Annotated in this window: 19 protein-coding genes; 10 read left to right on the top strand and 9 right to left on the bottom strand. The window is 68.5% G+C overall.

Features of this window, described 5'->3' with window-relative positions; genetic code table 11:
* Positions 1-209 precede the first annotated feature (209 nt).
* Together J2Y49_RS30990 and J2Y49_RS30985 are read left to right on the top strand one after the other, a co-directional pair.
* Positions 210-464 carry a hypothetical protein gene (locus J2Y49_RS30990; protein ID WP_310119529.1) on the top strand — a complete coding sequence of 85 codons (255 nt, stop codon included), beginning with the start codon at positions 210-212 and terminating at the stop codon, positions 462-464.
* A 34-nt stretch (positions 465-498) separates the two neighbouring features.
* A complete protein-coding gene (locus J2Y49_RS30985; RefSeq protein WP_310119527.1) occupies positions 499-1,248 on the top strand; it encodes a GntR family transcriptional regulator in 750 nt (249 codons plus the stop codon).
* A gap of 20 nt (positions 1,249-1,268) precedes the next feature.
* Here the strand turns inward: J2Y49_RS30985 and J2Y49_RS30980 are convergent, their stop codons facing one another.
* Positions 1,269-3,680 (bottom strand): transketolase, encoded by a 2,412-nt coding sequence (locus tag J2Y49_RS30980; RefSeq protein ID WP_310119525.1) that lies wholly within the window; start codon positions 3,678-3,680, stop codon positions 1,269-1,271.
* Positions 3,681-3,812: 132 nt separating this feature from the next.
* On the opposite strand from J2Y49_RS30980, the gene J2Y49_RS30975 reads away from it, so the two are divergent.
* A complete protein-coding gene (locus J2Y49_RS30975; RefSeq protein WP_310119523.1) occupies positions 3,813-4,295 on the top strand; it encodes an Lrp/AsnC family transcriptional regulator in 483 nt (160 codons plus the stop codon).
* 3 nt (positions 4,296-4,298) lie between these two features.
* On the opposite strand, the gene J2Y49_RS30970 is transcribed toward J2Y49_RS30975, so the two are convergent.
* The gene (locus J2Y49_RS30970) at positions 4,299-5,579 is read right to left on the bottom strand and encodes an MFS transporter (RefSeq protein ID WP_310119521.1); all 1,281 of its coding nucleotides are present in this window, start codon (positions 5,577-5,579) and stop codon (positions 4,299-4,301) included.
* A gap of 39 nt (positions 5,580-5,618) precedes the next feature.
* The gene (locus J2Y49_RS30965) at positions 5,619-6,383 is read right to left on the bottom strand and encodes an SDR family oxidoreductase (RefSeq protein WP_310119519.1); all 765 of its coding nucleotides are present in this window, start codon (positions 6,381-6,383) and stop codon (positions 5,619-5,621) included.
* 613 nt (positions 6,384-6,996) lie between these two features.
* Here J2Y49_RS30965 and J2Y49_RS30960 point away from each other — a divergent pair.
* The 7 genes from J2Y49_RS30960 to J2Y49_RS30930 all read left to right on the top strand — a co-directional run bounded on the left by J2Y49_RS30960 (position 6,997) and on the right by J2Y49_RS30930 (position 16,703).
* Positions 6,997-11,103 (top strand): Pls/PosA family non-ribosomal peptide synthetase, encoded by a 4,107-nt coding sequence (locus J2Y49_RS30960; protein ID WP_310119518.1) that lies wholly within the window; start codon positions 6,997-6,999, stop codon positions 11,101-11,103.
* 235 nt (positions 11,104-11,338) lie between these two features.
* Complete coding sequence (locus tag J2Y49_RS30955; protein WP_310119516.1) at positions 11,339-12,964, top strand: fumarate hydratase; 1,626 nt, start codon at positions 11,339-11,341, stop codon at positions 12,962-12,964.
* A gap of 129 nt (positions 12,965-13,093) precedes the next feature.
* Entirely contained in the window at positions 13,094-13,336 is a 243-nt protein-coding gene (locus J2Y49_RS30950; RefSeq protein ID WP_310119514.1) for a type II toxin-antitoxin system CcdA family antitoxin, read from the top strand.
* Positions 13,333-13,650 carry a CcdB family protein gene (locus tag J2Y49_RS30945; RefSeq protein WP_310119512.1) on the top strand — a complete coding sequence of 106 codons (318 nt, stop codon included), beginning with the start codon at positions 13,333-13,335 and terminating at the stop codon, positions 13,648-13,650. Before J2Y49_RS30950 ends, J2Y49_RS30945 begins: the two co-directional genes overlap by 4 nt.
* A 7-nt stretch (positions 13,651-13,657) precedes the next feature.
* The gene (locus J2Y49_RS30940) at positions 13,658-14,338 is read left to right on the top strand and encodes an RNA pseudouridine synthase (RefSeq protein WP_310119510.1); all 681 of its coding nucleotides are present in this window, start codon (positions 13,658-13,660) and stop codon (positions 14,336-14,338) included.
* A 97-nt stretch (positions 14,339-14,435) separates the two neighbouring features.
* Positions 14,436-15,884: an ATP-binding protein gene (locus tag J2Y49_RS30935; RefSeq protein WP_310119508.1), complete on the top strand. Its 1,449-nt coding sequence runs from the start codon at positions 14,436-14,438 to the stop codon at positions 15,882-15,884.
* A gap of 120 nt (positions 15,885-16,004) precedes the next feature.
* A complete protein-coding gene (locus J2Y49_RS30930) occupies positions 16,005-16,703 on the top strand; it encodes a pirin family protein (RefSeq protein WP_310119506.1) in 699 nt (232 codons plus the stop codon).
* Between the two features lie 4 nt (positions 16,704-16,707).
* On the opposite strand, the gene J2Y49_RS30925 is transcribed toward J2Y49_RS30930, so the two are convergent.
* From J2Y49_RS30925 to J2Y49_RS30900, 6 genes are all read right to left on the bottom strand, one after another.
* The gene (locus tag J2Y49_RS30925; RefSeq protein ID WP_310119504.1) at positions 16,708-17,730 is read right to left on the bottom strand and encodes a TIGR01620 family protein; all 1,023 of its coding nucleotides are present in this window, start codon (positions 17,728-17,730) and stop codon (positions 16,708-16,710) included.
* Complete coding sequence (locus tag J2Y49_RS30920) at positions 17,727-19,121, bottom strand: YcjX family protein (protein WP_310119502.1); 1,395 nt, start codon at positions 19,119-19,121, stop codon at positions 17,727-17,729. Before J2Y49_RS30920 ends, J2Y49_RS30925 begins: the two co-directional genes overlap by 4 nt.
* Before the next feature lie 147 nt (positions 19,122-19,268).
* On the bottom strand, positions 19,269-20,168 hold the full coding sequence (locus J2Y49_RS30915) for a hydroxymethylglutaryl-CoA lyase (protein WP_310119501.1): 900 nt from the start codon (positions 20,166-20,168) through the stop codon (positions 19,269-19,271).
* 3 nt (positions 20,169-20,171) lie between these two features.
* Positions 20,172-22,175 (bottom strand): acetyl/propionyl/methylcrotonyl-CoA carboxylase subunit alpha, encoded by a 2,004-nt coding sequence (locus J2Y49_RS30910; protein WP_310119500.1) that lies wholly within the window; start codon positions 22,173-22,175, stop codon positions 20,172-20,174.
* A gap of 5 nt (positions 22,176-22,180) precedes the next feature.
* Entirely contained in the window at positions 22,181-22,978 is a 798-nt protein-coding gene (locus J2Y49_RS30905; RefSeq protein WP_310119498.1) for an enoyl-CoA hydratase/isomerase family protein, read from the bottom strand.
* Between the two features lie 11 nt (positions 22,979-22,989).
* A complete protein-coding gene (locus J2Y49_RS30900; protein WP_310119496.1) occupies positions 22,990-24,597 on the bottom strand; it encodes a carboxyl transferase domain-containing protein in 1,608 nt (535 codons plus the stop codon).
* Positions 24,598-24,622 lie beyond the last annotated feature (25 nt).

Here is a 24,622-nt window from a genome sequence, read left to right as displayed (position 1 = left end):
CCGAAGCCACGACTGACAGGACCGCCTGAAGCGATCTCCTGAAACGTCGATACTGTTACAGTTTCTCTGCTCAAAAGATGCACAGACGATCCTCATTGTGCCGATCCCCATCAGGAACCCAACACCACAAGGCCGCAACGGCTACCAACTGCCGCCGCCTGCGCATCCCTTCTCACAACACGGTATTAACTTGTCAAAGAACCCGCCCGATGCAGAAACCGCAGGCTCCACCGAACCTCTGGGGTTCAGGTGATGAGCGCCGGTTTGTCGGGCTTCCCCATCGCGTGTCGGTCGCTGCCGTTTCGGCGGCGCCGGCGTCGTTCGCGTCGGGAGGCGTCTTATATGCGGCCCACCCCAAACCGCGCAAGCACTTTTTTCAGCCCCATGACGATTTTCTGACCATACGGCGTCAGCGGCGCCATTCGACCGGTCCGCGGCAAATGTTGAAACGTCTGACCTTCTGACCATAGAGTTGTTCGAAACCAGCAGCGAGCGGACATGCCGGTCGAGTTCGAGAGCGTCGTCACCGTCAGCGCGGCCAAGCAGATCGCCGACAGCCTGCGTGCCGCCATCATGGACGGGCGGCTGAAGGTGGACGAGCGGCTGCCGACGGAAGAAGAGTTGGCGCAGCGCTTCAAGGTCTCGCGCCCGACCGTGCGGGAAGCCCTGAAACGTCTGGCGGCCCAGCACCTGATCCGCTCCCGCCGCGGCCCGACCGGCGGAAATTTCGTCGCCAGCCCGGCACCGGAGGACGCGGCGCGGTCGCTGGCCAACGCCACCACCCTGATGGTGGCGGTCGGCGACATCGGGCTGGACGATATGGCGACGGCCCGTTTGGAACTGGAAGGTGTCTGCTGCCGGCTGGCGGCCGCGCGGGACGATGCGGAATTGGGTGCTCCGCTGGCAACGATGCGGAATGAGTTGGCGCGTCAGGGCGAGGCGGCGCTGACCGACGAGGAGTTCTGCGCCTCGGACGTGCGGTTTCACCGCGCGCTGGTGGATGCCGCCGGCAACGCCCTGCTGTCCTACCTGATGCATGCCGTGGTCGAGGCGCTGCAGCCGGTCAGCAACATGGTCATCTATCGGGTGCGCGAGCGCGAGGCCATCGTCGGATTCCACGCCCGCCTGTTGCAAGCCCTGGAGACGCGGGACGCCGAGGCCGCGATGGCGGCGCTCGGCGATCTGGTCGACTACACCCGCGACCGCTACCGCGAAGCGCTGGAAAAGCGGGCCGAGCGCGCCGGCTGAAGAACGATCAGCCGACGCATTCAACCGATGGCGCGCAAGTGGCGGACCGGCCGGCCGGGAGACGCCGCCTCCGCCGCCGCGACGATGCCGTGGGCGTCGATGCCGTGATGGCGGTAGAGATCGGCGACGGTGCCGGTCTGGCCGAAATGCTCCACCCCCAGGGCCCGCGTGCGGTGACCGGCGACGGAGCCGAGCCAGCCCAGCGTCGTCGGATGGCCGTCCACCACGGTAACCAGGGCGCAATGGGGTGGCACCCCTTCCAGCAGCCGCTCGATATGGCCGCGGGCATGGGTCAAGCCGCGCTCACGCGCCCGCTGGGCGGCGCTCCAGCCGGCATTCAGCCGGTCGGCCGAGGTCACCGCCAGCAGGCCGACATCGCGCCGGTCCTCCCCCAGCATGCCGACCGCGGCGATGGCCTCGGGCGCGACGGCGCCGGTGTAGGCGATCACCACCTGGGCGTTCGGCCCCGGCTTGCGCAGCCAATAGGCGCCATCGACGATGTCGCGGGCGAGATCCTCGTCCATCGTCCGGGTCGGCTGTTCCAGCGCGCGGGAGGACAGGCGCAGATAGACCGAGCCGCCGGTCTCGTCGCGCAGCCAGTTGCGCTCGCTGGGTGTCCCCTCCCCGTCCCGCTGCATGTAGTCGAAGGCCCAGCGCATCACCACCGCCAGTTCGTCGGCGAAGGCGGGCTCGAAATAGGCCAAGCCATCCTGCGCCATGCCGACCAGCGGGGTGGCGATGGACTGGTGCGCCCCGCCCTCCGGAGCCAGCGTGACGCCGGACGGGGTCGCCACCAGCATGAAGCGGGCATCCTGGTAGCAGGCGTAGTTGAGCTGGTCGGCGCCGCGCATGATGAAGGGGTCGTAGACGGTGCCGATGGGCAGCAGCCGCTCCCCGAACAGACTGTGCGACAGGCCCAGCGCCGACAGCAGGATGAACAGGTTGGACTCCGCGATGCCCAGTTCCAGATGCTGCCCCTTCGGCGAGAAGTCCCAGCTGTAGGTGGAGGGGATGCGTTCCTTCTTGAACAGGTCGGCCATCTCGCTCTTGGCGAACAGGCCGCGCCGGTTCACCCAGGCGCCGAGATTGGTGGACACGGTGACGTCGGGCGCGGTGGTGACGATGCGTTCGGCCAGCGCCGAGGGCTCGCGCCCGATCTCGTTCAGGATCAGGCCGAAGGCGGCCTGGGTCGACAGGCTCTTCTGCGTCGGGGTCTGCAAGACGGCCGGCACGGTGACGGCCGGCGCCTCGTAGCGGCGGCGGCCCTTCTGTGCGAAGGGGACACGGCGCAGGAAGTCTTCCAGCGCGGTGTCCGGCAGGGAGAGTCCCTCGAAGCGGTCCCATTCATGGCCGGGGCGGACCTTGTTGGCGGTGCGGAAGCCGTCCATCTGCTCGCGCGTCAGCAGGCCGGAATGGTTGTCCTTGTGGCCGGCCAGCGGCAGACCGAAACCCTTGACGGTGTAGGCGATGAAGCAGACCGGCCGGTCATGGCTCCGCGCCTCGGCGAAGGCCTCCAGCAGCGACGGAAGGTCATGGCCGCCGAGATTGCCCATCAGACGGGCCAGTTCCTCGTCGCTGCGGCGCTCGATCAGGCGGGAGACGTCGCCCTGGTCACCGAGATCGTCCATCAGGCGGCGGCGCCACGCGGCACCGCCCTGGTAGGTCAGGGCCGAATAGAGCTGGTTGGGACAGCTGTCGATCCAATGGCGCAGGCGCTCGCCGCCCGGCTCCTTGAACGCCTCCTGCATCAGGGTGCCGTATTTCAGGATCACCACGTCCCAGCCGAAGGCGCGGAAGATGTTCTCCAGCCGCTCCCACAGCCCTTCGCGGATCACCGCATCCAGGCTCTGCCGGTTGTAGTCGACGATCCACCAGGTGTTGCGCAGGCCGTGCTTCCAGCCCTCCTGCAGGGCCTCAAAGATGTTGCCCTCGTCCATCTCGGCATCGCCGACCAGCGAGACCATGCGGCCTTCCGGCAGGCCGGCGGCCCAGCCCTTGGCCTTCAGGTAATCCTGGACCAGCGAGGCGAAGAGGGTCTGCGCCACCCCCAGCCCGACCGAGCCGGTGGAGAAATCGACGTCGTCCACGTCCTTGGTGCGGGACGGATAGGACTGGGCGCCCTTGTAGCCGCGGAAAGTCTCCAGCTTCTCGCGCGTCTGGTTGCCCAGCAGATACTGGATGGCGTGGAAGATCGGGCTGGCATGGGGCTTGACCGCCACCCGGTCCTCCGGCCGCAGGGCCGAGAAGTAGAGCGCCGTCATGATGGTGGACAGCGACGCGCTGGAGGCCTGATGGCCGCCGATCTTCAGCCCGTCCAGGTTGGGGCGGATATGGTTGGCGTTGTGGATGGTCCAGGAGGCGAGCCAGAGGACCTTGCGCTCCAGCTCTGCCAGGCAGGCGAGATCGGCGGAGGACGGCTGGATCGCGGTCATGGGGATGCTCCCGGATGGAGGTTATGATTGGACCAGCCTATCATTTGCGATCCGGCAGATGCTTGCGAAGTGGCGTCGATCAAGGTTCCATTTTAGCATTGGATGCCAATTTAGCGTGGGGAACGGCATTTGATGCCAAAACAATTTCTCGATCGCATAGACCGGAAGATCCTGGCCGCCCTTCAGGAGGATGGCCGCCTGCCCAACACCGAACTTGCGGAGCGGGTCGGCCTGTCGCCCTCGCCCTGCCTCAGACGGGTCAAGGCGCTGGAGGAGGCCGGGGTAATCGCCCGCTACGTGGCGCTGGTCGATCCCGCATCCGTCAACCTCCCGGTCAACATCTTCGTGAATGTCAGCTTGGAACGGCAGGTGGAGGCGCGGCTCGACGGCTTCGAGGCGGCGGTGATGGCGCGGCCGGAGGTGCTGGAATGCTATCTGATGACGGGCGACGCCGATTACCTGCTGCGGGTGGTGGTGCCGGACCTCGCCAGTTACGAGCGGTTCCTGAAGGAGCATCTGACCCGCATCCCCGGCGTCGCCAGCATCCGCTCCAGCTTCGCGCTGAAGCAGGTGCGCTACCGTACCGCGCTGCCGCTGGAGCATCTTGGAGGATAGGCGTCATCCGCCGACGACGGCCGGCTTGCCGCGACGGCCCAGCATCGGCACCAGCAGAGCGGCGAGCAGGCACAGGGCGCCGGCGGTGGCGAAGGCCGGCAGGTAGCTCTGCAGGGCGGTGCGCGACAGGCCGGCGCCGAAGGCCGCCGCGGCGGCGCCCAACTGGTGGCCGGCGAAAATCCAGCCGAAGACGAGATTGGCACGCTCCCGGCCGAAGCGTTCCGCCGTCAGACGAACGGTCGGCGGCACGGTGGCGATCCAGTCCAGCCCATAGAAGACGGCGAAGACGGACAGGCCGTAGAGGGTGAAGTCCGAATAGAGCAGATAGAGCAGCGACAGGCCGCGCAGCCCATAATACCAGAACAGCAGCCAACGGTTGTCATACCGGTCGGAGAGCCAGCCGGACCCGACCGTGCCGATGAAATCGAAGATCCCCATCAGGGCCAGAAGCCCGGCCGCCTGCACCTCCGGCACGCTGAAATCGACGCAGAGCGGGATCAGATGGGTCTGGATCAGGCCGTTGGTGCTGGCGCCGCAGATGAAGAAGGTTGCGAACAGGATCCAGAAGGTCCGGGTCGCCGCCGCATCCCTGAGCGCTCCCAGCGCCGCCGGCAGGATGGCTCCGGGTGCGGCGGGCGGCGGCGTGCCCGCGGTCTCGCCGACGGCGGAGAGGCCGACGTCGGCGGGCCGGTCGCGCATCAGGGCCAGCATCGCCAGGGCGGCCACGGCGATCAGGCCGCACAGCAGCAGGATGGCGGTGCGCCAGCCATGGGCTTCCGTCAGCATCGACAGCAGCGGCATGAAGACCAATTGCCCGGTGGCGGAACTGGCGGTCAGGAGTCCGATCACCAGCCCCCGCCGGGAGACGAACCAGCGCGTGGCGATGGTGGCACCCAGCACCATGGCGGTCAGTCCGGTGCCGAAGCCGACGACGAAGCCCCAGAGCACAATCAGCTGCCAGACATCGCGCATCGCCAGCGAAACGAGGAGCCCGCCGCCCACCAGGGTCAGGGAGGACAACACCATGCGCCGGACGCCGAACCGGTTGATCATCGCAGCGGCGAAGGGTCCCATCAGTCCGAACAGCAGCAGGCGGATCGCCATGGCGGTGGAGATGTCCGCGGTGTCCCAGCCGAATTCCCGCTGAAGCGGCAGGAGGAGGACGCCGGGGGCGCCGACCGCGCCCGCCGACACCAGCATGGACAGGAAGGTGACGGCGACCACGACCCATCCATAATGGATGTCGCGGCGCGCCAGGGCGGCGGCGAGGGGGGCGGACAGCATCGGCCGGTATCTCCGGTAACCGGTTGGGCCTGTGGGCGCTTATCGGGCGGTGACGCCGCCGTCGATGTTGATCGACTGGCCGGTGACGAAGCCGGCGGCGTCGGAACAAAGCCAGAGCACGGCCGCGGCGACTTCTTCCGGACGGCCGACGCGGCCGACGGGATGAAGCGGGCCCAGCGCCGCCTCGACCCGCTCGGCCCCGCCGAAGGAGGTCTGGGTCATCGGCGTCTGGATGATCGCCGGGCAGATGGCGTTGACGCGGATTCCCAGTGCCGCGACTTCGATGGCGGCGGTGCGGGTCAACCCCTCGACGGCCGCCTTGCTTGCCGAATAGGCGGCGTTGCCGGCCATGCCGATCTGGCCCAGCACCGACCCGGTATTGACGATCGCGCCGTGGCCCTGGCGGCGCATGATCGTCAGCTCATGCTTCAGGCAGAGCCAGACACCCTTCACGTTGACGGTCAGGACGCGGTCGAACACCGCCTCCTCCATCTCCGTAACCGGGCCGACCTCATGGATGCCGGCGTTGTTGAAGGCGGCGTCGAGACGGCCATGGTCGCGCTCGATCCTCTCGAACAGGGATGCCACCTGCGCCGCATCGGCGACATCGGCCGCCACGAATTGTCCGATCCCGCCGGCACGGTCGATCAGTTCCACCGTTTCCAGCCCCTCCGCCTCGCGCCGGCCGGTGACGACGACGGTCGCACCCGCTCCACCGAAGGCAAGCGCCGCCGCCCGTCCGATACCGGACGTGCCGCCGGTGACCAGCGCGACCCGCCCGCTCATGTCCGTCGAAATGCTCATGACCCTCTCCTGTCGTTCGGATGGCCGGCGCGGCCAGTGCGGCATCGGCCCCGTTATGATGATGGTCATCATGAATAAGTTTTTTAATGACGTCCATCATGAAAAAGGGTGGCCGAGGCGGAGCGCGGGGAGCAGCAGCCATGCAGAAGCCGAATGATGCGGATGCCGCCGGTCGACCTACATCAGCGCAGGATCAGGCATGACTTTCCGGAAGGCGCGCGACGGCAGCCCGGCCATCGGCGGGCATGTGGTGGCGCCGACACATGCCCTGGCGCATCGGCAGGCATACATAAGGACACCCTTGACCACCGCCGTGCAACGGATCATGAAAGCGCCGTCCGCTCGTTCATGTATACCCATGTATCCGGCGCCGGCAGGTCTTATTCTTTCTTTTGGTTGGGGCGAATGTTGCTTGCGCAGCGCTTGGAAAGCCCAAGACTTGCCATCTCCCGCTGGCATGGGTGCCGCCATACGGATGGCAAGCATTCGTTAACCATAAAGCGCCACACCATGCGAGCGGCCCATCGCCGCGTTCAGCCGACCGCCGGGACCAGCCGATGAACGGGTCCCTCCGGCGCCACCGCGCTGATTCCCTTTGGAAGGCTGACACAGCGTGACTCTGCTGACTGCGCGGGCCGACGGCCCGACCAACGTTTCCCCGGCCGGTCAATCGACGACGTCCGCTTCCCGGCCCGCCATTCCAACGGTGCCGACGCTGAGCGGAACCATCGACCCGTCCCTGCTGCGGGACGAGTTGCTGTCCGACATCCCGCAGGCGACCGCCGCGGCGCATCCGGACCGCACGGCCATCGTCTATGAAGGCCGGCGCGTCAGCTATGCCGAGCTGGAGGCACGCGCCAACCGGGTCGCCCACGGCCTGCGGGCGCGCGGGATCGGCCCCGGCTGCTTCGTCGGGCTGTGGATGGCGCGGTCGCTGGACCTGCATGTGGCGCTGCTGGGCATCCTGAAGGCGGGCGCCGCCTATCTGCCCTTCGATGCCGACGCCCCTGCCGAGCGCGTGGCCGTCAGCTTGGCCGATTGCGCCGCCCCGGCGATCCTGATCGATCTGGTGACCGGCACGAAGGCGGCGACGCTGGCCGACACCGGCGCCGACGTCCAGGTCCTGCGCATCGGCGACGTGCTGGGCGACGACGACCGCCCGCTCGACCTGCGCGCCGACGGGGTGACGCCGGACAGCCCGGCCTACGCCATCTACACCTCGGGCTCGACCGGCAAGCCCAAGGGCATCGTCATCAGCCACCGCAACATCTGCCATTACCTGCGCGCCGCCAACAGCGTCTACGGCATCACCGCCGACGATGTGGCGTTCCAGGGCGCGTCGGTGGCCTTCGACCTGTCGCTGGAGGAGATTTTCGTCCCCTATCTGGCCGGCGCCACCCTGTGGGTCGCCAGCCGGCAGGTGCTGGACGAGGTCGACCGGCTGGCCGACGTGCTGACCGAGTCCGGCGTCACCGTTCTGGATACGGTGCCGACCCTGCTGGCGATGCTGCCGAAGGACGTGCCGTCCCTTCGCATCGTCATCCTGGGCGGCGAGGCCTGCCCGCCGGCGGTCGCCTCGCGCTGGTGCCGTCCGGGGCGGCGCCTGTTCAACAGCTACGGCCCGACCGAGGCGACCGTGGTCGCCACCGTGGCCGAGGTTCTGCCCGATGCCCCCGTCACCATCGGGCGCCCGATCCCCAACTACACCTGCTATGTGGTGGACGAGGCGCTGCAGCCGGTGGCAGCCGGCGCCCAGGGCGAACTGCTGATCGGCGGTCCCGGCGTGGCGCAGGGCTATCTCGGCCGGCCGGAACTGACGGCGGAGAAGTTCATCACCAACCCCTTCCGCGCCGACGGTAACGACCCGCTGCTCTACCGCTCGGGCGACGCGGTCAGTCTGGACGCCGATGGCAACCTGCGCTTCCATGGCCGCATCGACGATCAGGTCAAGATCCGCGGCTTCCGGCTGGAGCTGGGCGAGATCGAGGCGAAGCTGACCGACCTGCCGGGCATCGCTCAGGCCACGGTGGTGTTGCGCACCGACAACGGGCTGGACCGTCTGGTCGCCTTCCTGGTCGCGCAGCCCGGCGCCTCCCTCGACAAGATCGCTCTCCGCGACGCGCTGCGCGCCCAGCTTCCCGCCTACATGGTGCCCGCGCATTACGAACAGGTGGCGGAGCTGCCGCGCCTGACCTCCGGCAAGGCCGACCGCAAGACCCTGCAGGCGATGGCGCTGACCGAGGATGCCGGTTCGGCCGAGCAGGAGGAGCCGCGCAGCCCGACCGAGGCCGCCCTGCTGGAGGCCGCCCGCCGCGTCTTCCCCGGCCAGTCGATCCCGCTGGAGGCCGATTTCTTCCTCGACCTCGGCGGCCATTCGCTGCTGGCGGCGCGCTTCGTCTCGGCGGTGCGCGAGACGGCCGGGCTGGCCAGCCTGACCCTGCAGGACGTTTATGGCGCCCGCACCTTGCGGGCGATGGCCGAACGGCAGGACGCCAAGGCGCCGGCCGGGCGCGGGACCAAGCCGGCCGACCTGTCCTTCGAACCGCCGCCGCTGCGCCGCCGCCTGCTGTGCGGTCTGGCCCAGGCCGCGGCGCTGCCGGTCATCCTGGCGCTGATGACGGTGCAGTGGCTGGGTGTGTTCGTCAGCTACATGCTGCTGTCGGGCGAGGACGCCGGACTGCTGGGCGAGGTCACGACGCTGTTCGGCGTCTATGTCGTCATCAACATCGCCACCGTCGCCATCGCCATCGCGGCGAAATGGCTGATCATCGGCCGGACCAAGCCGGGCCGCTACCCGCTGTGGGGCGTCTATTACTACCGCTGGTGGCTGGCGCAACGCTTCATCGCGCTGGTCCACCTGAAGTGGTTCCAGGGATCGCCGGTGATGCGGCTGCTCCTGCGCGCGCTCGGCGCCCGGATCGGGGCCGACGCGATGATCGGCGAGTTCGAATCCGGCGCCATCGATCTGGTCAGCATCGGCCGCGGCGCCTGCACCGGCGGCAAGGTCAAGCTGGCGAATGCCGAGGTGATCGGCAACGAGCTGGTGATCGGCACCATCGAGATCGGCGACGACGCCTATATCGGCACCTCCTGCGTGATCGGGCATGACGCCGTCGTCGCCCCCGGCACCGAGCTGGCCGACCTGACCGCGCTCGCCGCCGGCACCCGCACCGGCGCCTATGAATCCTGGGACGGCTCGCCCGCCCGCAAGGTGGGCATGGTCGACCGCGCCGCCCTGCCGCAGGCACCGCGCGCCGGCGCCGTCAAACGGGCCGTCCAGGGGCTGGTCTATCTGGTGGCGCTGGTCGGACTGCCGCCGGTGGCGCTGATCCCGATCTTCCCGGCCTTCTACCTGTTCGACCGGCTCGACGCCTGGATGGGCGGGCTGTTCAAGGTCAACTATCTGATCTATGTCCCCGCCATCGCCTGGCCGACCGCCATGTTCCTGGTGGCGATCACCGTCCTGCTGATCGCCGCCGCACGATGGATCGTGCTGCCGAAGGTGGAAGCGGGATCCTATTCGGTCCACAGCTGGTTCTACGTCCGCAAATGGATCGTGGCGCTGGCGACCGAGGTGATGCTGGAAACCCTCAGCTCGCTCTACGCCACCGTCTACATGCGGGCCTGGTACCGCCTGATGGGGGCGAAGATCGGCCGCGACGCCGAGATCTCGACCAACCTCGCCGGACGCTACGATCTGGTGGAGATCGGCGAGAAGTGCTTCATCGCCGACGAGGTGGTGCTGGGCGACGAGGACATCCGCCGCGGCTGGATGCATCTGCAGCCGGTGAAGACCGAGGCCCGCGTGTTCGTCGGCAACGACGCCGTGGTTCCGCCGGGCGCCTCCATCCCCACCGGCACGCTGATCGGCATCAAGTCCAAGCCGCCGGCCAATGCCGAGATGCAGGCCGGCGACACCTGGTTCGGCAGCCCGCCGATCAGGCTGCCGGTGCGCCAGAAGTTCGACAACGTGTCGGCCAACTGGACCTTCGAGCCGTCGCGCGCCCGCCGTCTCGGCCGCGCCGTGTTCGAGGCCTTCAGCCTGTCGATGCCGACGATGCTGTTCATCACCTTCGGCACCTTCGCGGTGGAGTTCTTCGCCCCCGCCATCCTCGACGGGCGCTGGGGCACTTTCCTTTGGCAGTTCCTGGCGGTCAGCGTCGCCATTCCCTCGGCGATGGTGCTGGTGGTGGCGCTGGTGAAATGGCTGCTGATGGGCCGCTACGCCCCCACCATGAAGCCGATGTGGTCCTGGTGGGCCATGCGGACGGAGGCGGTGGCCGTGCTCTACTGGGGTCTGGCCGGCAAGGTGCTGCTCGACCATCTGCGCGGCACGCCGATGTTGCCCTGGGTGCTGCGCATCTTCGGCACGAAGTTCGGCAAGGGCGTCTACATGGACACCACCGACATCACGGAGTTCGACTGCGTGTCGGTCGGCGACCACTGCGCCATCAACGCCCTGTCGGCCCTGCAGACCCATCTGTACGAGGACCGCGTGATGAAGGTCGGCCGGGTGAGCGTCGGGAAGGGCGTCACCATCGGGGCCGGCGCCACCGTGCTGTACGACACCCATGTCGGCGACTTCGCGCGCCTGGGTCCGCTGACCCTGGTGATGAAGGGCGAGGAAATCCCCGCCCATGGCGACTGGGTCGGCGCCCCGGCCGAGCCGGCCGTCCACGGCCATGAGGCGGTCGAAGGGCATGTGAAGGCGGCGGCATAAGCAGCAGGCGGCGGCAACAGGAAGAATAGGCTGGTATTACCATTGCGGTGTACCGGCCTTTTCTTTTGGTTCTCTTGCCGCCGACGACAAACCGCCGCGCACAGTTACTCCCGCCGATGGTTGTCTCCGCGCGGAAGCGGTGTATAAGGGGGGCCGAGCGCGGCCTGCCCCCTTCGCGCGCCCGGCCGGGCGCGGTTTCGCGGAGGCCGTTGGATCGTCACGAAGGAACGCCCCAATGCCCGACGACATCGCCTCAGCCCGCGGCCTGTTTCCGCTCGCCAAGGACGACACGACCTACCGCAAGCTGACCTCGGACCATGTCTCGGTCGTCGAGTTCGACGGCGAGCAGATCCTGAAGGTCGAGCCGGAAGGTCTGCGCCTGCTGGCCGAGGCTGCCTTCTCCGACATCAACCATCTGCTGCGTCCGGGCCATCTGGCCCAACTCGCCAAGATCCTGGACGATCCGGAGGCGTCGGCCAACGACCGCTTCGTGGCGCTCGACCTGCTGAAGAACGCCAACATCGCCGCCGCCGGCACTCTGCCGATGTGCCAGGACACCGGCACCGCCATCATCATGGGCAAGAAGGGCCGCCGCGTCTGGACCAAGGGCGGCGACGAGACCGCCCTGTCGGAAGGTGCCCGCGACGCCTATCTGAAGCGCAACCTGCGCTATAGCCAGCTGGCGCCGATCTCCATGTATGAGGAGAAGAACACCCGCAACAACCTGCCGGCGCAGATCGACATCTATTCCGAGGGCGAGGACTACTACAAGTTCCTGTTCATGGCCAAGGGCGGCGGGTCGGCCAACAAGACCTTCCTGCACCAGGCCACGCCGTCGGTGCTGGCACCCGACCGGCTGCTGAAGTTCCTGGAAGACAAGATCCGCTATCTCGGCACCTCGGCCTGCCCGCCCTACCACCTCGCCATCGTCATCGGCGGCCTGTCGGCGGAGCAGAACCTGAAGACGGTGAAGCTGGCCTCGGCCCGCTATCTCGACAACCTGCCGACCGAGGGTGGCGAGGACGCGCACGCCTTCCGCGATCTGGCGATGGAGGCCGAGGTCCACAAGCTGACCCAGAACATGGGCATCGGCGCCCAGTTCGGCGGCAAGTATTTCTGCCACGACGTCCGCGTCATCCGCCTCCCGCGCCACGGCGCCTCCATGCCGATCGGCATCGGCGTGTCCTGCTCGGCCGACCGTCAAGCGGTGGGCAAGATCACCAAGGACGGCATCTTCCTGGAGCAGTTGGAGACCGATCCGGCCCAGTATCTGCCGGAGATCGGTGACGAGCATCTGTCGGGCGAGGTCGTGAAGATCGACCTGAACCAGCCGATGGAACAGATCCGCGCCACGCTGAGCCAGTATCCGATCCGCACCCGCCTGTCGCTGAACGGCCCGCTGATCGTCGCCCGCGATCTGGCCCACGCCAAGCTGCGCGCCCGCCTGGACGCCGGCGAGCCGCTGCCGGATTACTTCAAGAACCACCCGATCTATTACGCCGGCCCGGCCAAGACGCCGGAAGGCTACGCCTCGGGCTCCTTCGGACCGACGACGGCGGGCCGCATGGACAGCTTCGTCGACCAGTTCCAGGCGGCGGGCGGCTCCATGGTCATGCTGGCCAAGGGCAACCGCAGTCCGGAGGTGACGGCGGCCTGCAAGCAGCATGGCGGCTTCTATCTCGGCTCCATCGGCGGCGCCGCCGCCCGTCTGGCCCAGGATTGCATCAAGAAGGTGGAGTGCGTCGAGTATCCCGAACTCGGCATGGAAGCCATCTGGCGCATCGAGGTGGAGGATTTCCCGGCCTTCATCATCGTCGACGACAAGGGCAACGACTTCTTCAAGGAGTTGAAGCTCGCCTGATCCGGGCTGACAGGACGTGAAGGGGCGCGGCGCCTTGCGAGAGGCCCCGCGCCCTTTTTCCTGCCCGCTTGCCGGACGGCACCCGGGGCGCCTATCTTCAGTGCATCGGGATCGGGGGAGGGCTTTCCAATGGACGGTGTCTATGACCGCCGCGCACCGAAGCGGGACGTCACCCTGTCGCTGGACGAGGACATCCTGCAACGCGCGCAATCCCTCCCCGGCGATCTGTCCGAGCGGGTGGAGAAGCTGCTGGCCGACGAGGTGGCGAAAGCCGACCGTGAACGTCGCCTGGACGCGGTGATCGAAGCCTGGAACCAGTTCGACGAGAAGCATGGTTCCTTTGCCGACCAATATGTCGATGACATTTTATGAGCCAGTTCGACGTCCACAGGAACATCGGGGCTGGTCGCCAGACGACTCCGTTCGTGGTTGTCATTCAATCGCGAAGGTTCGACAGATCACGCAGCCGCGTCATCATCCCCATGGTCGACAAGCGTGCGAACCCTCCCATCGATCCGCAACTGAATCCGTCTTTTGAAATCGATGGACGCTCGGTGGTTCTTCATCCACTACAGACCGTGACGGTCCGCACCGAACGGCTCGGCGAGAAAGTCTGCTCCCTCGCCGACGACAGCGACCGCATCATCGCCGCCATCGACCTCCTGATTTCCCGCGCCTGGGGATGAGTTGCCCGTGACACCCGCCCAAATCCAAGACCGCATCCTGTACCGCGACGGTCTGATGCTGATCCTCGACAAGCCCGCCGGGTTGCCGGTCCATGCCGGCCCCGCCGGCGGGCCGAACCTGGAACGGCATTTCGATGCGCTGCGCTTCGGCTTCCCCAAGCCGCCGTCCCTCGCCCACCGGCTGGACCGCGACACCTCGGGCTGCCTGATCCTCGGCCGCCATGCCAAGGCGCTGCGCAAGATCGGCATCCTGTTCCAGAACGGCAAGGTCGACAAAACCTATTGGGCGGTGGTCGCCGGCACCCCGCCGCAGGAGTCCGGACGGATCGAGCTGCCGCTCGCCAAGGTCTCCAACAAGACCGGCGGCTGGCGCATCGTCGGCTCGCCCGACGGGCAGACCGCGGTGACCGACTATGTCGTGCGCGGACAGGCGGACGGGCTGACTTGGCTGGAGCTGACGCCGCACACCGGCCGCACCCACCAGATCCGCGTCCATTGCGCCTCCATCGGCTGTCCGCTGATCGGCGACCCACAATATGGTGGGCCGGAGGGCAAGCCCCTGCACCTGCACTCCCGCGCCATCTCGCTGCCGCTCTACCCGAAGCGCGATCCGGTGGGCGCGGTGGCGCCGGTCCCGCCGCACATGCGGGCGGCGCTGGAGGCTTGCGGCTTCACCGAGGCTTCATAGCGCCAGCGTCACCGTCGGCCATTGCCGCGATGCGGCAGATGCCCCAATGATGCTGTCCTATGACCGCAATGGGCGTCACGGCCGAGGGGAAATGGGCATGATACCGACCGGCACCACCACGGCCCGCTGGATGACCGTGCGTTATGCGCTGGCGCTGACGCTGATCGCCCTGGGCACGCTCGCCGGCTTCGTCATGACCGAAGGGGTGATCGGCCAGCACGAACGCATGCTGGAGGTCGTCAACGTCTCCGGCCGCCAGCGCATGCTGTCGCAGCGGACGGCCCTTCTGGTCGAGCAGTTGAAGACCGCCGCCGATCCGGCGGTCCGCACCGACCTCGCCCGTCAGTTGGCCGAGACCACGGACATGTTCGAAGCGGCCCACCGCCGGCTGAGCGGCCGGGCCGGACCGGAGGAAGGCCCGCCCATGGGGCCGCCGCCCAACGATCTGTTCCATGGCGGCGCCGATCCGCTGGACCCGCTGGTGACCGGGCACATCGCCGCCCTGCGCCGGGTGATCGCCGCCGCATCCGCCGGCCAGCCTCCCGATCCGGCCGAAGCCGACCGCATCACCTCCCAGGCCCTCGGCCCGCTGCTGGATCGGCTGGAGGAAATGGTCGCCCTCTACCAGGAGGAGGGCGAGGAGGGATTCCAGACCCTGCACCGGCTGGGGCTGGCCGCCCTGCTGATCACCCTGCTGATCCTGGCGGTGGAGGCGCTGGCGATCTTCCGGCCGATGACCCGGCAGGTGCGCCGCCAGTTCACCGAAATCCTGCGCATGGCCGAGACGATCGAGCGGGCCAACGCCACGCTGGAACAGCAGGTGCGCGAGCGCACGGCCGAACTGCACGCCGCCAAGTCCGCGGCCGAGCAGGCCCACCGCGCCAAATCCCGCTTCCTCGCCCATGCCAGCCACGACCTGCAGCAGCCCCTCCAGGCCATCGGCATGTTCACGGGCATGCTGGAACGCCAGCCGCAGAGCGCCAAGGCGGCGGCCCTGCTGACCGACCTGAAGGCGGCGCAGCGGTCGATGCGCGACCTGCTGAACGCGATCCTCGACATCTCGAAGCTGGAATCCGGCGCGGTGACGCCGAGGCTGGCCGACCTGCCGCTCTCCCCGCTGCTCGACCAGCTGGAGGCGGAGTTCGCCGGGCTGGCGGAGGACAAGGGACTGCGGCTGCGCGCCGTCCCGACCAATGCCGTGGTGCGCAGCGACCCGGCGCTGCTGGAGCGCATCGTCCGCAACCTGATCGGCAACGCCATCCGCTACACCGAGACCGGCGGCGTGCTGGTCGGCTGCCGCACCCGCGGCGACCGGCTGTGGATCGAAGTCTACGACACCGGACGCGGCATCGCCGAACCCGACCGCCGGCGCATCTTCGAGGAGTTCGTCCAGCTCGACCGTCCTGACCGCGACCGCAGCGAAGGCATCGGCCTGGGGCTCGCCATCGTCGAACGGCTCGCCCGCCTGCTGGACCATCCGGTGAGCGTGCGCTCGGTGGAAGGACGCGGCACGGTTTTCGCGGTCGGGGTGCCGCTGGCCGGCTGACATTGTAGCTCTGTCAGCAACGATCTGATGTGAACTCCCTAGATTGTTCCCCGCGCCGTCCGGTGCCAAATTCCCCTCCAGACAAGGGCACACACCCCAACGAGCACGGAGGGTTCCATCATGATCACCATTCGCCATCGCGACGAGCGTGGGGTCGCAAACATGGGTTGGCTGAACAGCAACCACAGCTTCTCGTTCGGCCATTACTTCGATCCCGGCCATATGGGCTTCCGCGCCCTGCGGGTCATCAACGAGGACCGCGTGATCCCCGGCGCCGGCTTCCCCACCCATGGGCACGCCAACATGGAGATCGTCTCCTACGTGCTGAACGGCGCGCTGGAGCACAAGGACTCCATCGGCACCGGGTCGGTGATCCGTCCGGGCGAGGTCCAGGTGATGAGCGCCGGCCGCGGCATCCGCCACAGCGAGTACAACGCGTCCGACACAGAGCCGGTGCATTTCCTGCAGATCTGGATCCTGCCGGAAGCCAACAACCTGGCCCCCGGCTACCAGCAGGCGGATTTCCCGGCCGAGCAGAAGCAGGGCAAGCTGAAGCTGGTGGGCTCCCGTGACGGGCGTGACGGCAGCGTCACCATCCACCAGGATGTCGACCTCTACGCCGCGTTGCTGGATGGCGAGGAAAGCGCCACCCTGACCCTGCGCCCCGGCCGCCATGCCTGGGTCCAGGTCGCCCGCGGCCGGGTCCATCTGAACGGCACCCTGCTGAAGGCCGGCGACGGCGCCGCGCTGACGGAGGAGGAGGCGGTGACGCTGGACCGGGCCGACGATGCCGAGGTGCTGGTCTTCGACCTCGCCTGACGCGTCACAGCACCTGCTTGGGCACCGACAGCAGTTCCTTCCTGATGCGGTTCAGGCTGGGGCGGTTGTCGGTGCCGAAGGCGATGGGGCGGCACAGGTGCATGGCGGTCAGCCCGACCCGCGCGGTCAGCAGGCCGTTGATCACCCCCTGCCCCATCCGGGTGGAGATCGCGGCGGCAAGCGAGCCGCCCAGCGCCTCCACCGCCACATGATGGGCGCTCTCGGTCACCCCGGCGACGGCGATGTTGGCGAGCATCCGGCGCAGCAGCCGCAGCGAGCCGACATAGCCGGGCCGGGCGCCGTAGAGCGAGGCGATCTCCCGCACCAGCTTCAGGTTCCGCCACAGCACCACCGCGAAATCCAGCAGCGCCGCCGGGCTCAGCGCGGTGGCGACGGCGGTGTCGCGCGAGGCGAGCAGCACCCGCTGATAGGCGGCACGGTCGAGCGGGGCCAGAACCTCGCGGTCCAGCAGCCGCACCACCTCATGTTCGTCATGGGCATCGGTCACATGGTCGCGCACGCGGGCCAGCGCCGGGGCCAGTTCCCGCCGGTCGGCATAGAGCGCCACCAGCGACCCGGCAAAGCGGTCGGCCCGCCCCCCAGGCGCCTCCACCTCCAGCCGCCCAGCTTCGGCCCGAAGTTCCTCGATCCGCCGCAGGCGGCGCAGCGACAGCAGCTCATTCACCAGCATCGCCACGGCGGCGATGCCCGCGGTCGCGGCCAGCAGCGCCACCAGCACGCCCAGCGCGATGCTGGTGGCGAAGGCGCGGTTCAGCAGGTCGGCGGTGTCGAACCCCAGCGCCACCACCACCAGCGCCGCCAACGCCCCGAACAGCCAGCGACCGAGCCGGCGCGTCGTCCGCACCGGTGCGGCCGGGGCCGGCAGCAGCTCCGCCGGGTCGCCCGATCCGGTCAGCAGCGCCGTCTCCTCCTCTGCCGAGACCGGGGCGGCGCGGTCCAGTTCCAGCTCCATCGGCGGAACCCAGCCCTTCGCGGCCTTGCGGGTGTCGCTGTCGCGCTCCGTCACAGCAGGTAATCCCCCAGCAGGAATTGCAGGGCCTGATCGACGCGGATGTGCGGCAGGCCGCGCGGGTCGCGGCCGAGGTCGTCGGGCGGACGGAAGGCCAGGAAATTGTAGGGCCGGTCGCGGCCGGGCGGAAAGGCCTCTGCATCCTCCGGGATCTCGCCCGGGAACAGCACGGTCGGACGGTCGCGCCCGACAGGCACGCCACGCACGCAGCGCAGCTGCCGGCCCTCATGCTCCGTCACCACGCTGTCGGTGCATTTCAGCGCGGCGATGGCCATTGTCTCGACCTGGGCGCCTTCGAACCGGATGGCGTTGCGGGCGTCGCCGACCAGCCGGTCGAGCAGCGCGCGCAGCTGGGCATGCTGATGGGCGGCGATGTGGTCGGCCTTGGTCGCGGCGAACAGCACCCGGTCGATCTTGGTCCCCAGCAGCCAGTCGAGCCAGCCCGACGAGCCATGGCGGAAAGGCTCCAGGCTCAGTTCCAGCGCCCGCTTCATGTCGGCCATCCCGGCCGGCCCGGCGTTCAGCGCCCCCAGCACGTCGATCAGCACGATCTGCCGGTCGAGCTTGGCGAAATGCTCGGAGAAGAAACGGCGGACCACGTTGGTCTTGTAGGCCTCGTACCGCTCCTCCATCAGCGCCCACAGGCTGCCGCGCCCCCGCGCCCCGCCGGCCTGGGGTGGGGGCAGCGGGCAGAAGGTCAGCAGCGGAGCATCCTTCATGTCGCCCGGCTCGACGAAGCGGCCGGGCTGGATCAGGCTGAGCAGCGTGTCGGCGCGACGGCAGGCATGGAGATAGTCGGTGTAGAGCGCCGCCCCGCGCCGGGCCGTCTCCTCCTCCGCCGATGCCAAGGGATCGATGGTGGCGAGCCAGCCGCGCCAGGACGCGGACAGCTCGTCGCGCGGCGGCCGGGCGGCAAGCTCCAGGGTGAGCGCGCTCCACTCCGCGAAGCTCTGGCGCAGCAGCGGCAGGTCGAGCAGCCATTCGCCGGGATAATCGACGAGGTCGAGGTTCAGCGTCGCCACCGGCTGCACCGCCCGCTTCAGCGCCGAATCCGGGCGATAGCGCAATGAGACGCGCATCTGGCCGATGCCGCGCGTCGGCTCCGGCCAATGGGGATCGGGACCGGTCAGCGCCGCCAGATGGCCTTCGAAGTCGAAACGCGGCACGTCCGGATCGGGCTGCGGCCGCAGCCGCGCCGCCTGGAAGCGCCCGGACGACATGACGTCCAGGAAGGGAAGCCGCCCGGCCTTCAGCAGATTGTCGACGAGCGCGGTGACGAAGACGGTCTTGCCCGCCCGCCGCAGCCCGGTGACGCCGACGCGCACCGTCGATTCCAAAAGAAGCCGGTTGCCGGCAGCGTACAGGCTGTTCAGGTCGGGAATACGCACGGGCGGTCGTTCACGTCTGGCCGAGGACCGGTCCTATATGGGGTGGGCCGCCCAAGATGCGAAGGGGATGCAAAGGGGCCATCCCCCCGGATACGAAAGGGCCGCACCCCCTTCCGGAAGCGCGGCCCTTCGTTGCCGAAGAGTCCCTCACGCACAACCACGAGCGCGGGCCACCTTCGATGCGGTGGGGCGGCCGATGGCGTCGCTGATGAACGCACCGGCGGCGATCAGCTTGTCCAGGTCCACCCCGGTCTCGATGCCGAGGCCGTTCAGCATGTACAGCACATCCTCGCTCGCCACGTTGCCGCTGGCCCCCTTGGCATAGGGGCAGCCGCCCAAGCCCGCGACGGAGCTGTCGACCACCGCCACCCCCATCTGCAACGCCGCCAGAATGTTGGCCAGCGCCTGCCCATAGGTGTCGTGGAAATGGACGGCGATCTTGTCCACCGGCACCCGCTCCGCCACCGCGGCGATCATCAGCTGCGCCTTGGTCGGCGTGCCGGTGCCGATGGTATCGCCCAGCGAGATCTCGTAGCAGCCCATGGCGAACAGCCGCTCCGCAACGTCCGCCACCGCCTTGGGCGCGATCTCCCCCTCATAGGGGCAGCCGAGCACGCAGCTGACATAACCCCGCACCGGCACGCCCGCCGCCTTGGCCTGCTCCATGACGGGAGCGAAGCGGTCCAGGCTCTCGGCGATGGAGCAGTTGATGTTCTTCCGGCTGAAGCTTTCCGACGCCGCGCCGAACACCGCAACCTCGTCGGCCTTGGCCGCAAGCGCGCCCTCCAGCCCCTTCAAGTTGGGGGTGAGGGCGGCATAGCGCACGCCGGGCTTGCGGGCGATGCCGGCCAGCACATCGGCGCTGTCGCCCATCTGCGGCACCCATTTGGGCGAGACGAAGCTGGCCGCCTCCACCACGCTCAACCCGGCGTCGGACAGGCGGTTGACCAACTCCACCTTCACCGCCGTCGGCACCATGGATTTTTCGTTCTGGAGGCCGTCGCGCGGGCCGACCTCCACCATGCGGACGAATTTCGGCAGCAGCATCGGTCAGCCCTCCGCGATGTCGAGAACCAGCAGGTCGACGCCTTCCGACACCTGATCGCCCGCCGCGAAATTCACGGCGCTGACGGTGCCCGCCGCCGGGGCCTTGATGGTGTGCTCCATCTTCATGGCTTCCAGCAGCATCAGCGGTGCGCCGGCTTCCACGCTCTGGCCCGGCTCGACCAGCACGCGGACCACGGTGCCCGGCATCGGCGCGGTCAGGCGGCCGGAGCCGCCCTCCTGCTCCGCCGCGCGGGCGCTGGGATCGTCCAGCGTCAGGCGGGACACCGCGCCGTCGATCAGCACGGTGATGTCGAGCCCCTGCTGCACCACGGTGGCGCGGGTGCGCATGCCGTTCAGCGTCGCGGTCAGCAGGCCATCGGCGAGGCTGACACCGGTGACCGGCATCGGCTTGCCGCCATCCACCGCGACTTCGTAACCGTCAGCGCGGAAATGCAAGGTCACTTCCCGCGCCGTGTCGCCATCCATCAGGCGCAGGTCGTAATGGTTCTCCTCGTTCAGCCGCCAGCCATTGGCGAGCAGCCAGGGCGAATAGCGATCCGACCGGGCGCGCAGCGCCGCCTGGGCCTCCTCCCGGCGCTTCAGCAGCACCGACAGGGACGCGGCGGCCAGCGCCCTGTCCGACACCGGGGCCGGCGGCGGCAGCAGGTCGGCGCGGTGGCGCTCGATGAAGCCGGTGTCGATCTCCACCGCCTTGAAGGCCGGATGGCCGGCGATGGCGCCGAGGAAGGCGACATTGGTGGTGACGCCGACGACCTCGTATTCGGCCAGCGCCACCCGCAGGCGGCGCAGCGCGCTGTCGCGGTCCTCGTCCCAGACGATCAGCTTGGCGATCATCGGGTCGTAATACATCGTCACCGAATCGCCTTCGCGCACACCGGTGTCGACGCGGACATGGTCGTTCTCGGCCGGCGGGCGCAGCCGCACCAGCTTGCCGATGGCCGGCAGGAAGTCGCGCTGCGGGTCCTCGGCGTACAGCCGCGCCTCGAAGGCATGCCCCCGTCGGGTCAGCTGGTCCTGGCGCAGCGGCAGTTCGGCGCCGGCGGCGACGCGCAGCTGCCACTCGACCAGATCGAGCCCGGTGATCTTCTCCGTCACCGGATGTTCCACCTGCAGGCGGGTGTTCATCTCGATGAAATAGAAGCCGCCATCCTCATAGAGGAACTCGACGGTGCCGGCGCCGACATAGTTCACCGCCTTGGCGGCGGCGACCGCGGCCTCGCCCATGCGGCGGCGGAGGTCGTCGGGAAGGTTGGGGGCCGGCGCCTCCTCGATCACCTTCTGGTGGCGGCGCTGCACCGAGCAGTCACGCTCGAACAGATAAACACCGTTGCCGTGGGTGTCGCAGAAGACCTGGATTTCGACATGGCGCGGCCGGCCGAGATATTTCTCCAGCAGCAGGCTGTCGTCGCCGAAGGCGGCCTTGGCCTCGCGCTGGGCGCCGGCCACCGCGTCCGTCAGCTCATTGGCGGCGTGCACCACGCGCATGCCCTTGCCGCCGCCGCCGGCCGACGCCTTGACCAGCACCGGATAGCCGATGCGCCCGGCCTCCGCCGACAGGGTGGCGAAGTCCTGGTCGGTGCCGTGATAGCCCGGCACCAGCGGCACGTCGGCGTTCGCCATCAGCCGCTTGGACTCGGCCTTGGAGCCCATGACGCGGATGGCGTCGATCGGCGGGCCGATGAAGACGACACCGGCCTCCGCGCAGGCCGCGGCGAAGCCGGCATTCTCCGACAGGAAGCCATAGCCGGGATGGATGGCCTGGGCGCCCGTGCGCTTCGCCACGTCGAGGATGACGTCGCCGCGCAGATAGCTTTCGCCGACCGGGGCCGGGCCGATGCAGACGGCCTCGTCGGCCATCTGGACATGCATCGCCTTGGCGTCGGCCTCCGAATGGACGGCGACGGTCTTGATGCCCAGGCGGCGGGCGGTGCGGATGACCCGGCAGGCGATTTCGCCGCGGTTGGCGATCAGGATCTTGTCGAACATGTGGATCAGCTCCGCCAGGACGGGGTGCGTTTGTCGAGGAAGGCGCCGACGCCCTCCTTGCCTTCGGCGCTGGCGCGCTGGCGGGCGATGCGCTCCGCCGTGTCGCGCACCACGTCGTCGGTCAGCGGCCGGCGGGCGACGGCGCGGATCAGCTCCTTGGCGGCGGTGACCGCCGTGGGGGCGCTGTCCATCAGGTTCTTCACCGTCTTCGCCACCGCCTCCTCCAGCCCGTCGGCACTGGTCAGCTCATGCAGCAGGCCGATGCGATGGGCCTCCGTCGCGCTGAACCGCTCGCCGGTCAGGAAATAGCGGCGGCAGGCGCGCTCACCGATGGCGGCGATGACATAGGGGCTGATGGCGGCGGGAATGATGCCCAGCCGCACCTCCGACAGGGCGAAGGTCGCGGTCTCCACCCCGATGGCGATGTCGCAGGCCGAGACGAGGCCCACGCCGCCGCCGAAGGCCGGACCCTGCACCACGGCGACCGTGGGCTTCGGGCATTCGTCCAGCGTGCGCATCATGGTGGCGAGCCCCATGGCGTCGGCCAGATTCTCCTGGTGGGAGTAGCCGGCCATCTTCTTCATCCAGGACAAATCCGCCCCGGCCGAGAAGCTCTTGCCCACCCCGCGCAGCAGGACGACGCGCACCGCCGGATCCTCGCCCACCTGCCGGAAGGCGGCGGTGAGGTCGGCGATGACCTGCTCGTTGAAGGCGTTGTGGACGTCGCCGCGGTTCATGGTGACGGTGGCGACGCCGGTGTCGGCAACCTCGACCAGAATATCGTTCGGCAAAATGTCGCTCATGGTCGCCTCCATCACATCCGGAAGACGCCGAAGGGCGTCTTCGGCACCGGCGCGTTCAGCGAGGCCGACAGGCCGAGGCCCAGCACCATGCGGGTGTCGGCCGGGTCGATGATGCCGTCGTCCCACAGCCGGGCACTGGCGTAATAGGCGTGGCTCTCGCGCTCGAACTGGGCGCGGATCGGCGCCTTCAGCGCCTCGTCGTCCTCGGCAGACCAAGGCTTGCCCTGGGCTTCCATGGCGTCGCGCTTGACCTGGGCCAGCACGCCGGCCGCCTGCTCGCCGCCCATGACGGAGATGCGGGCGTTCGGCCACATCCACATGAAGCGCGGGCTGTAGGCACGGCCGCACATGCCGTAATTGCCGGCGCCATAGCTGCCGCCGATGATGACGGTGAATTTCGGCACCTTGGCGCAGGCGACCGCCGTGACCAGCTTGGCGCCGTCCTTGGCGATGCCGCCGGCCTCGTATTTCCGCCCCACCATGAAGCCGGTGATGTTCTGCAGGAACACCAGCGGGATGCGGCGCTGGCAGCACAGCTCGACGAAATGGGCGCCCTTCAGAGCGGATTCGCTGAACAGGATGCCGTTGTTGGCGATGATGCCGACCGGATAGCCGAAGATATGGGCGAAGCCCGTCACCAGCGTCGTGCCGTAGAGCGGCTTGAACTCGTCGAAGCGCGATCCGTCGACCACCCGCGCGATCACCTCGCGCACGTCGAAGGGCTTGCGGGCGTCGCTGGGGATGACGCCGTAAAGCTCGCGCGGGTCGAAGGCCGGCTCCTCCGGCTCGCGCAGGTCGAGGTCGATGTGCTTGGCGCGGTTCAGGTTCGACACCACGCGGCGCGCCATCGCCAGGGCATGGGCGTCGTTCATCGCGTAATGGTCGGTCACGCCCGACGTGCGGGAATGCACGTCGGCGCCGCCCAGATCCTCCGCCGACACCACCTCGCCGGTCGCGGCCTTCACCAGCGGCGGGCCGCCCAGGAAGATGGTGCCCTGGTTGCGGACGATGATCGCCTCGTCCGACATCGCCGGGACATAGGCGCCGCCGGCGGTGCAGCTTCCCATCACCACGGCGATCTGCGGGATGCCCTCGGCCGACATGTTGGCCTGGTTGTAGAAGATGCGGCCGAAATGGTCGCGGTCGGGGAAGACCTCGTCCTGGTTCGGCAGGTTGGCGCCGCCCGAATCCACCAGATAGATGCAGGGCAGGTTGTTCTGCTGGGCGATCTCCTGCGCCCGCAGGTGCTTCTTGACCGTCAGCGGGTAATAGGTGCCGCCCTTCACCGTCGCGTCATTGGCGACGATCATGCACTCCTGCCCGGCGACGCTGCCGATGCCGGCGATGATGCCGGCCGACGGAATGTCCTCGGCATAGACGCCGTCGGCGGCCAGCTGCGACAGCTCCAGAAACGGCGAGCCGACGTCGAGCAGCTGGCGGATGCGCTCGCGCGGCAGCAGCTTGCCGCGGGCGAGGTGCTTATCGCGGGCCTTGGCGCCGCCGCCCTGCTGGATGGCGGCGACCTTCCGGCGCAGATCGTCGACCAGGGCCTGCATGGCGTCGGCGTTGGCCTGGAACTCGGCGGAGCGCGCGTTCAGGGCGCTCTTCAGGACGGTCATGCCGTCTTCCTCCCGGTTTGGCGGT

Origin of the sequence: Azospirillum sp. BE72 (assembly GCF_031455875.1) — a bacterium.
Lineage (GTDB): Bacteria > Pseudomonadota > Alphaproteobacteria > Azospirillales > Azospirillaceae > Azospirillum.
Note: the sequence above shows the minus strand (reverse complement) of the source record. Positions and strands in the feature narration are given on the sequence as shown.

Bases quoted from the DNA above. Each gene is read 5' to 3' on its own strand.
- J2Y49_RS30980 (WP_310119525.1), bottom strand. From the start codon at position 3,680: ATGACCGCGATCCAGCCGTCCTCCGCCGATCTCGCCTGCCTGGCAGAG.
- J2Y49_RS30985 (WP_310119527.1), top strand. From the start codon at position 499: ATGCCGGTCGAGTTCGAGAGCGTCGTCACCGTCAGCGCGGCCAAGCAG.
- J2Y49_RS30990 (WP_310119529.1), top strand. From the start codon at position 210: ATGCAGAAACCGCAGGCTCCACCGAACCTCTGGGGTTCAGGTGATGAG.
- J2Y49_RS30930 (WP_310119506.1), top strand. From the start codon at position 16,005: ATGATCACCATTCGCCATCGCGACGAGCGTGGGGTCGCAAACATGGGT.
- J2Y49_RS30975 (WP_310119523.1), top strand. From the start codon at position 3,813: ATGCCAAAACAATTTCTCGATCGCATAGACCGGAAGATCCTGGCCGCC.
- J2Y49_RS30970 (WP_310119521.1), bottom strand. From the start codon at position 5,579: ATGCTGTCCGCCCCCCTCGCCGCCGCCCTGGCGCGCCGCGACATCCAT.
- J2Y49_RS30965 (WP_310119519.1), bottom strand. From the start codon at position 6,383: ATGAGCATTTCGACGGACATGAGCGGGCGGGTCGCGCTGGTCACCGGC.
- J2Y49_RS30935 (WP_310119508.1), top strand. From the start codon at position 14,436: ATGATACCGACCGGCACCACCACGGCCCGCTGGATGACCGTGCGTTAT.
- J2Y49_RS30950 (WP_310119514.1), top strand. From the start codon at position 13,094: ATGGACGGTGTCTATGACCGCCGCGCACCGAAGCGGGACGTCACCCTG.
- J2Y49_RS30900 (WP_310119496.1), bottom strand. From the start codon at position 24,597: ATGACCGTCCTGAAGAGCGCCCTGAACGCGCGCTCCGCCGAGTTCCAG.
- J2Y49_RS30945 (WP_310119512.1), top strand. From the start codon at position 13,333: ATGAGCCAGTTCGACGTCCACAGGAACATCGGGGCTGGTCGCCAGACG.
- J2Y49_RS30910 (WP_310119500.1), bottom strand. From the start codon at position 22,175: ATGTTCGACAAGATCCTGATCGCCAACCGCGGCGAAATCGCCTGCCGG.
- J2Y49_RS30915 (WP_310119501.1), bottom strand. From the start codon at position 20,168: ATGCTGCTGCCGAAATTCGTCCGCATGGTGGAGGTCGGCCCGCGCGAC.
- J2Y49_RS30955 (WP_310119516.1), top strand. From the start codon at position 11,339: ATGCCCGACGACATCGCCTCAGCCCGCGGCCTGTTTCCGCTCGCCAAG.
- J2Y49_RS30905 (WP_310119498.1), bottom strand. From the start codon at position 22,978: ATGAGCGACATTTTGCCGAACGATATTCTGGTCGAGGTTGCCGACACC.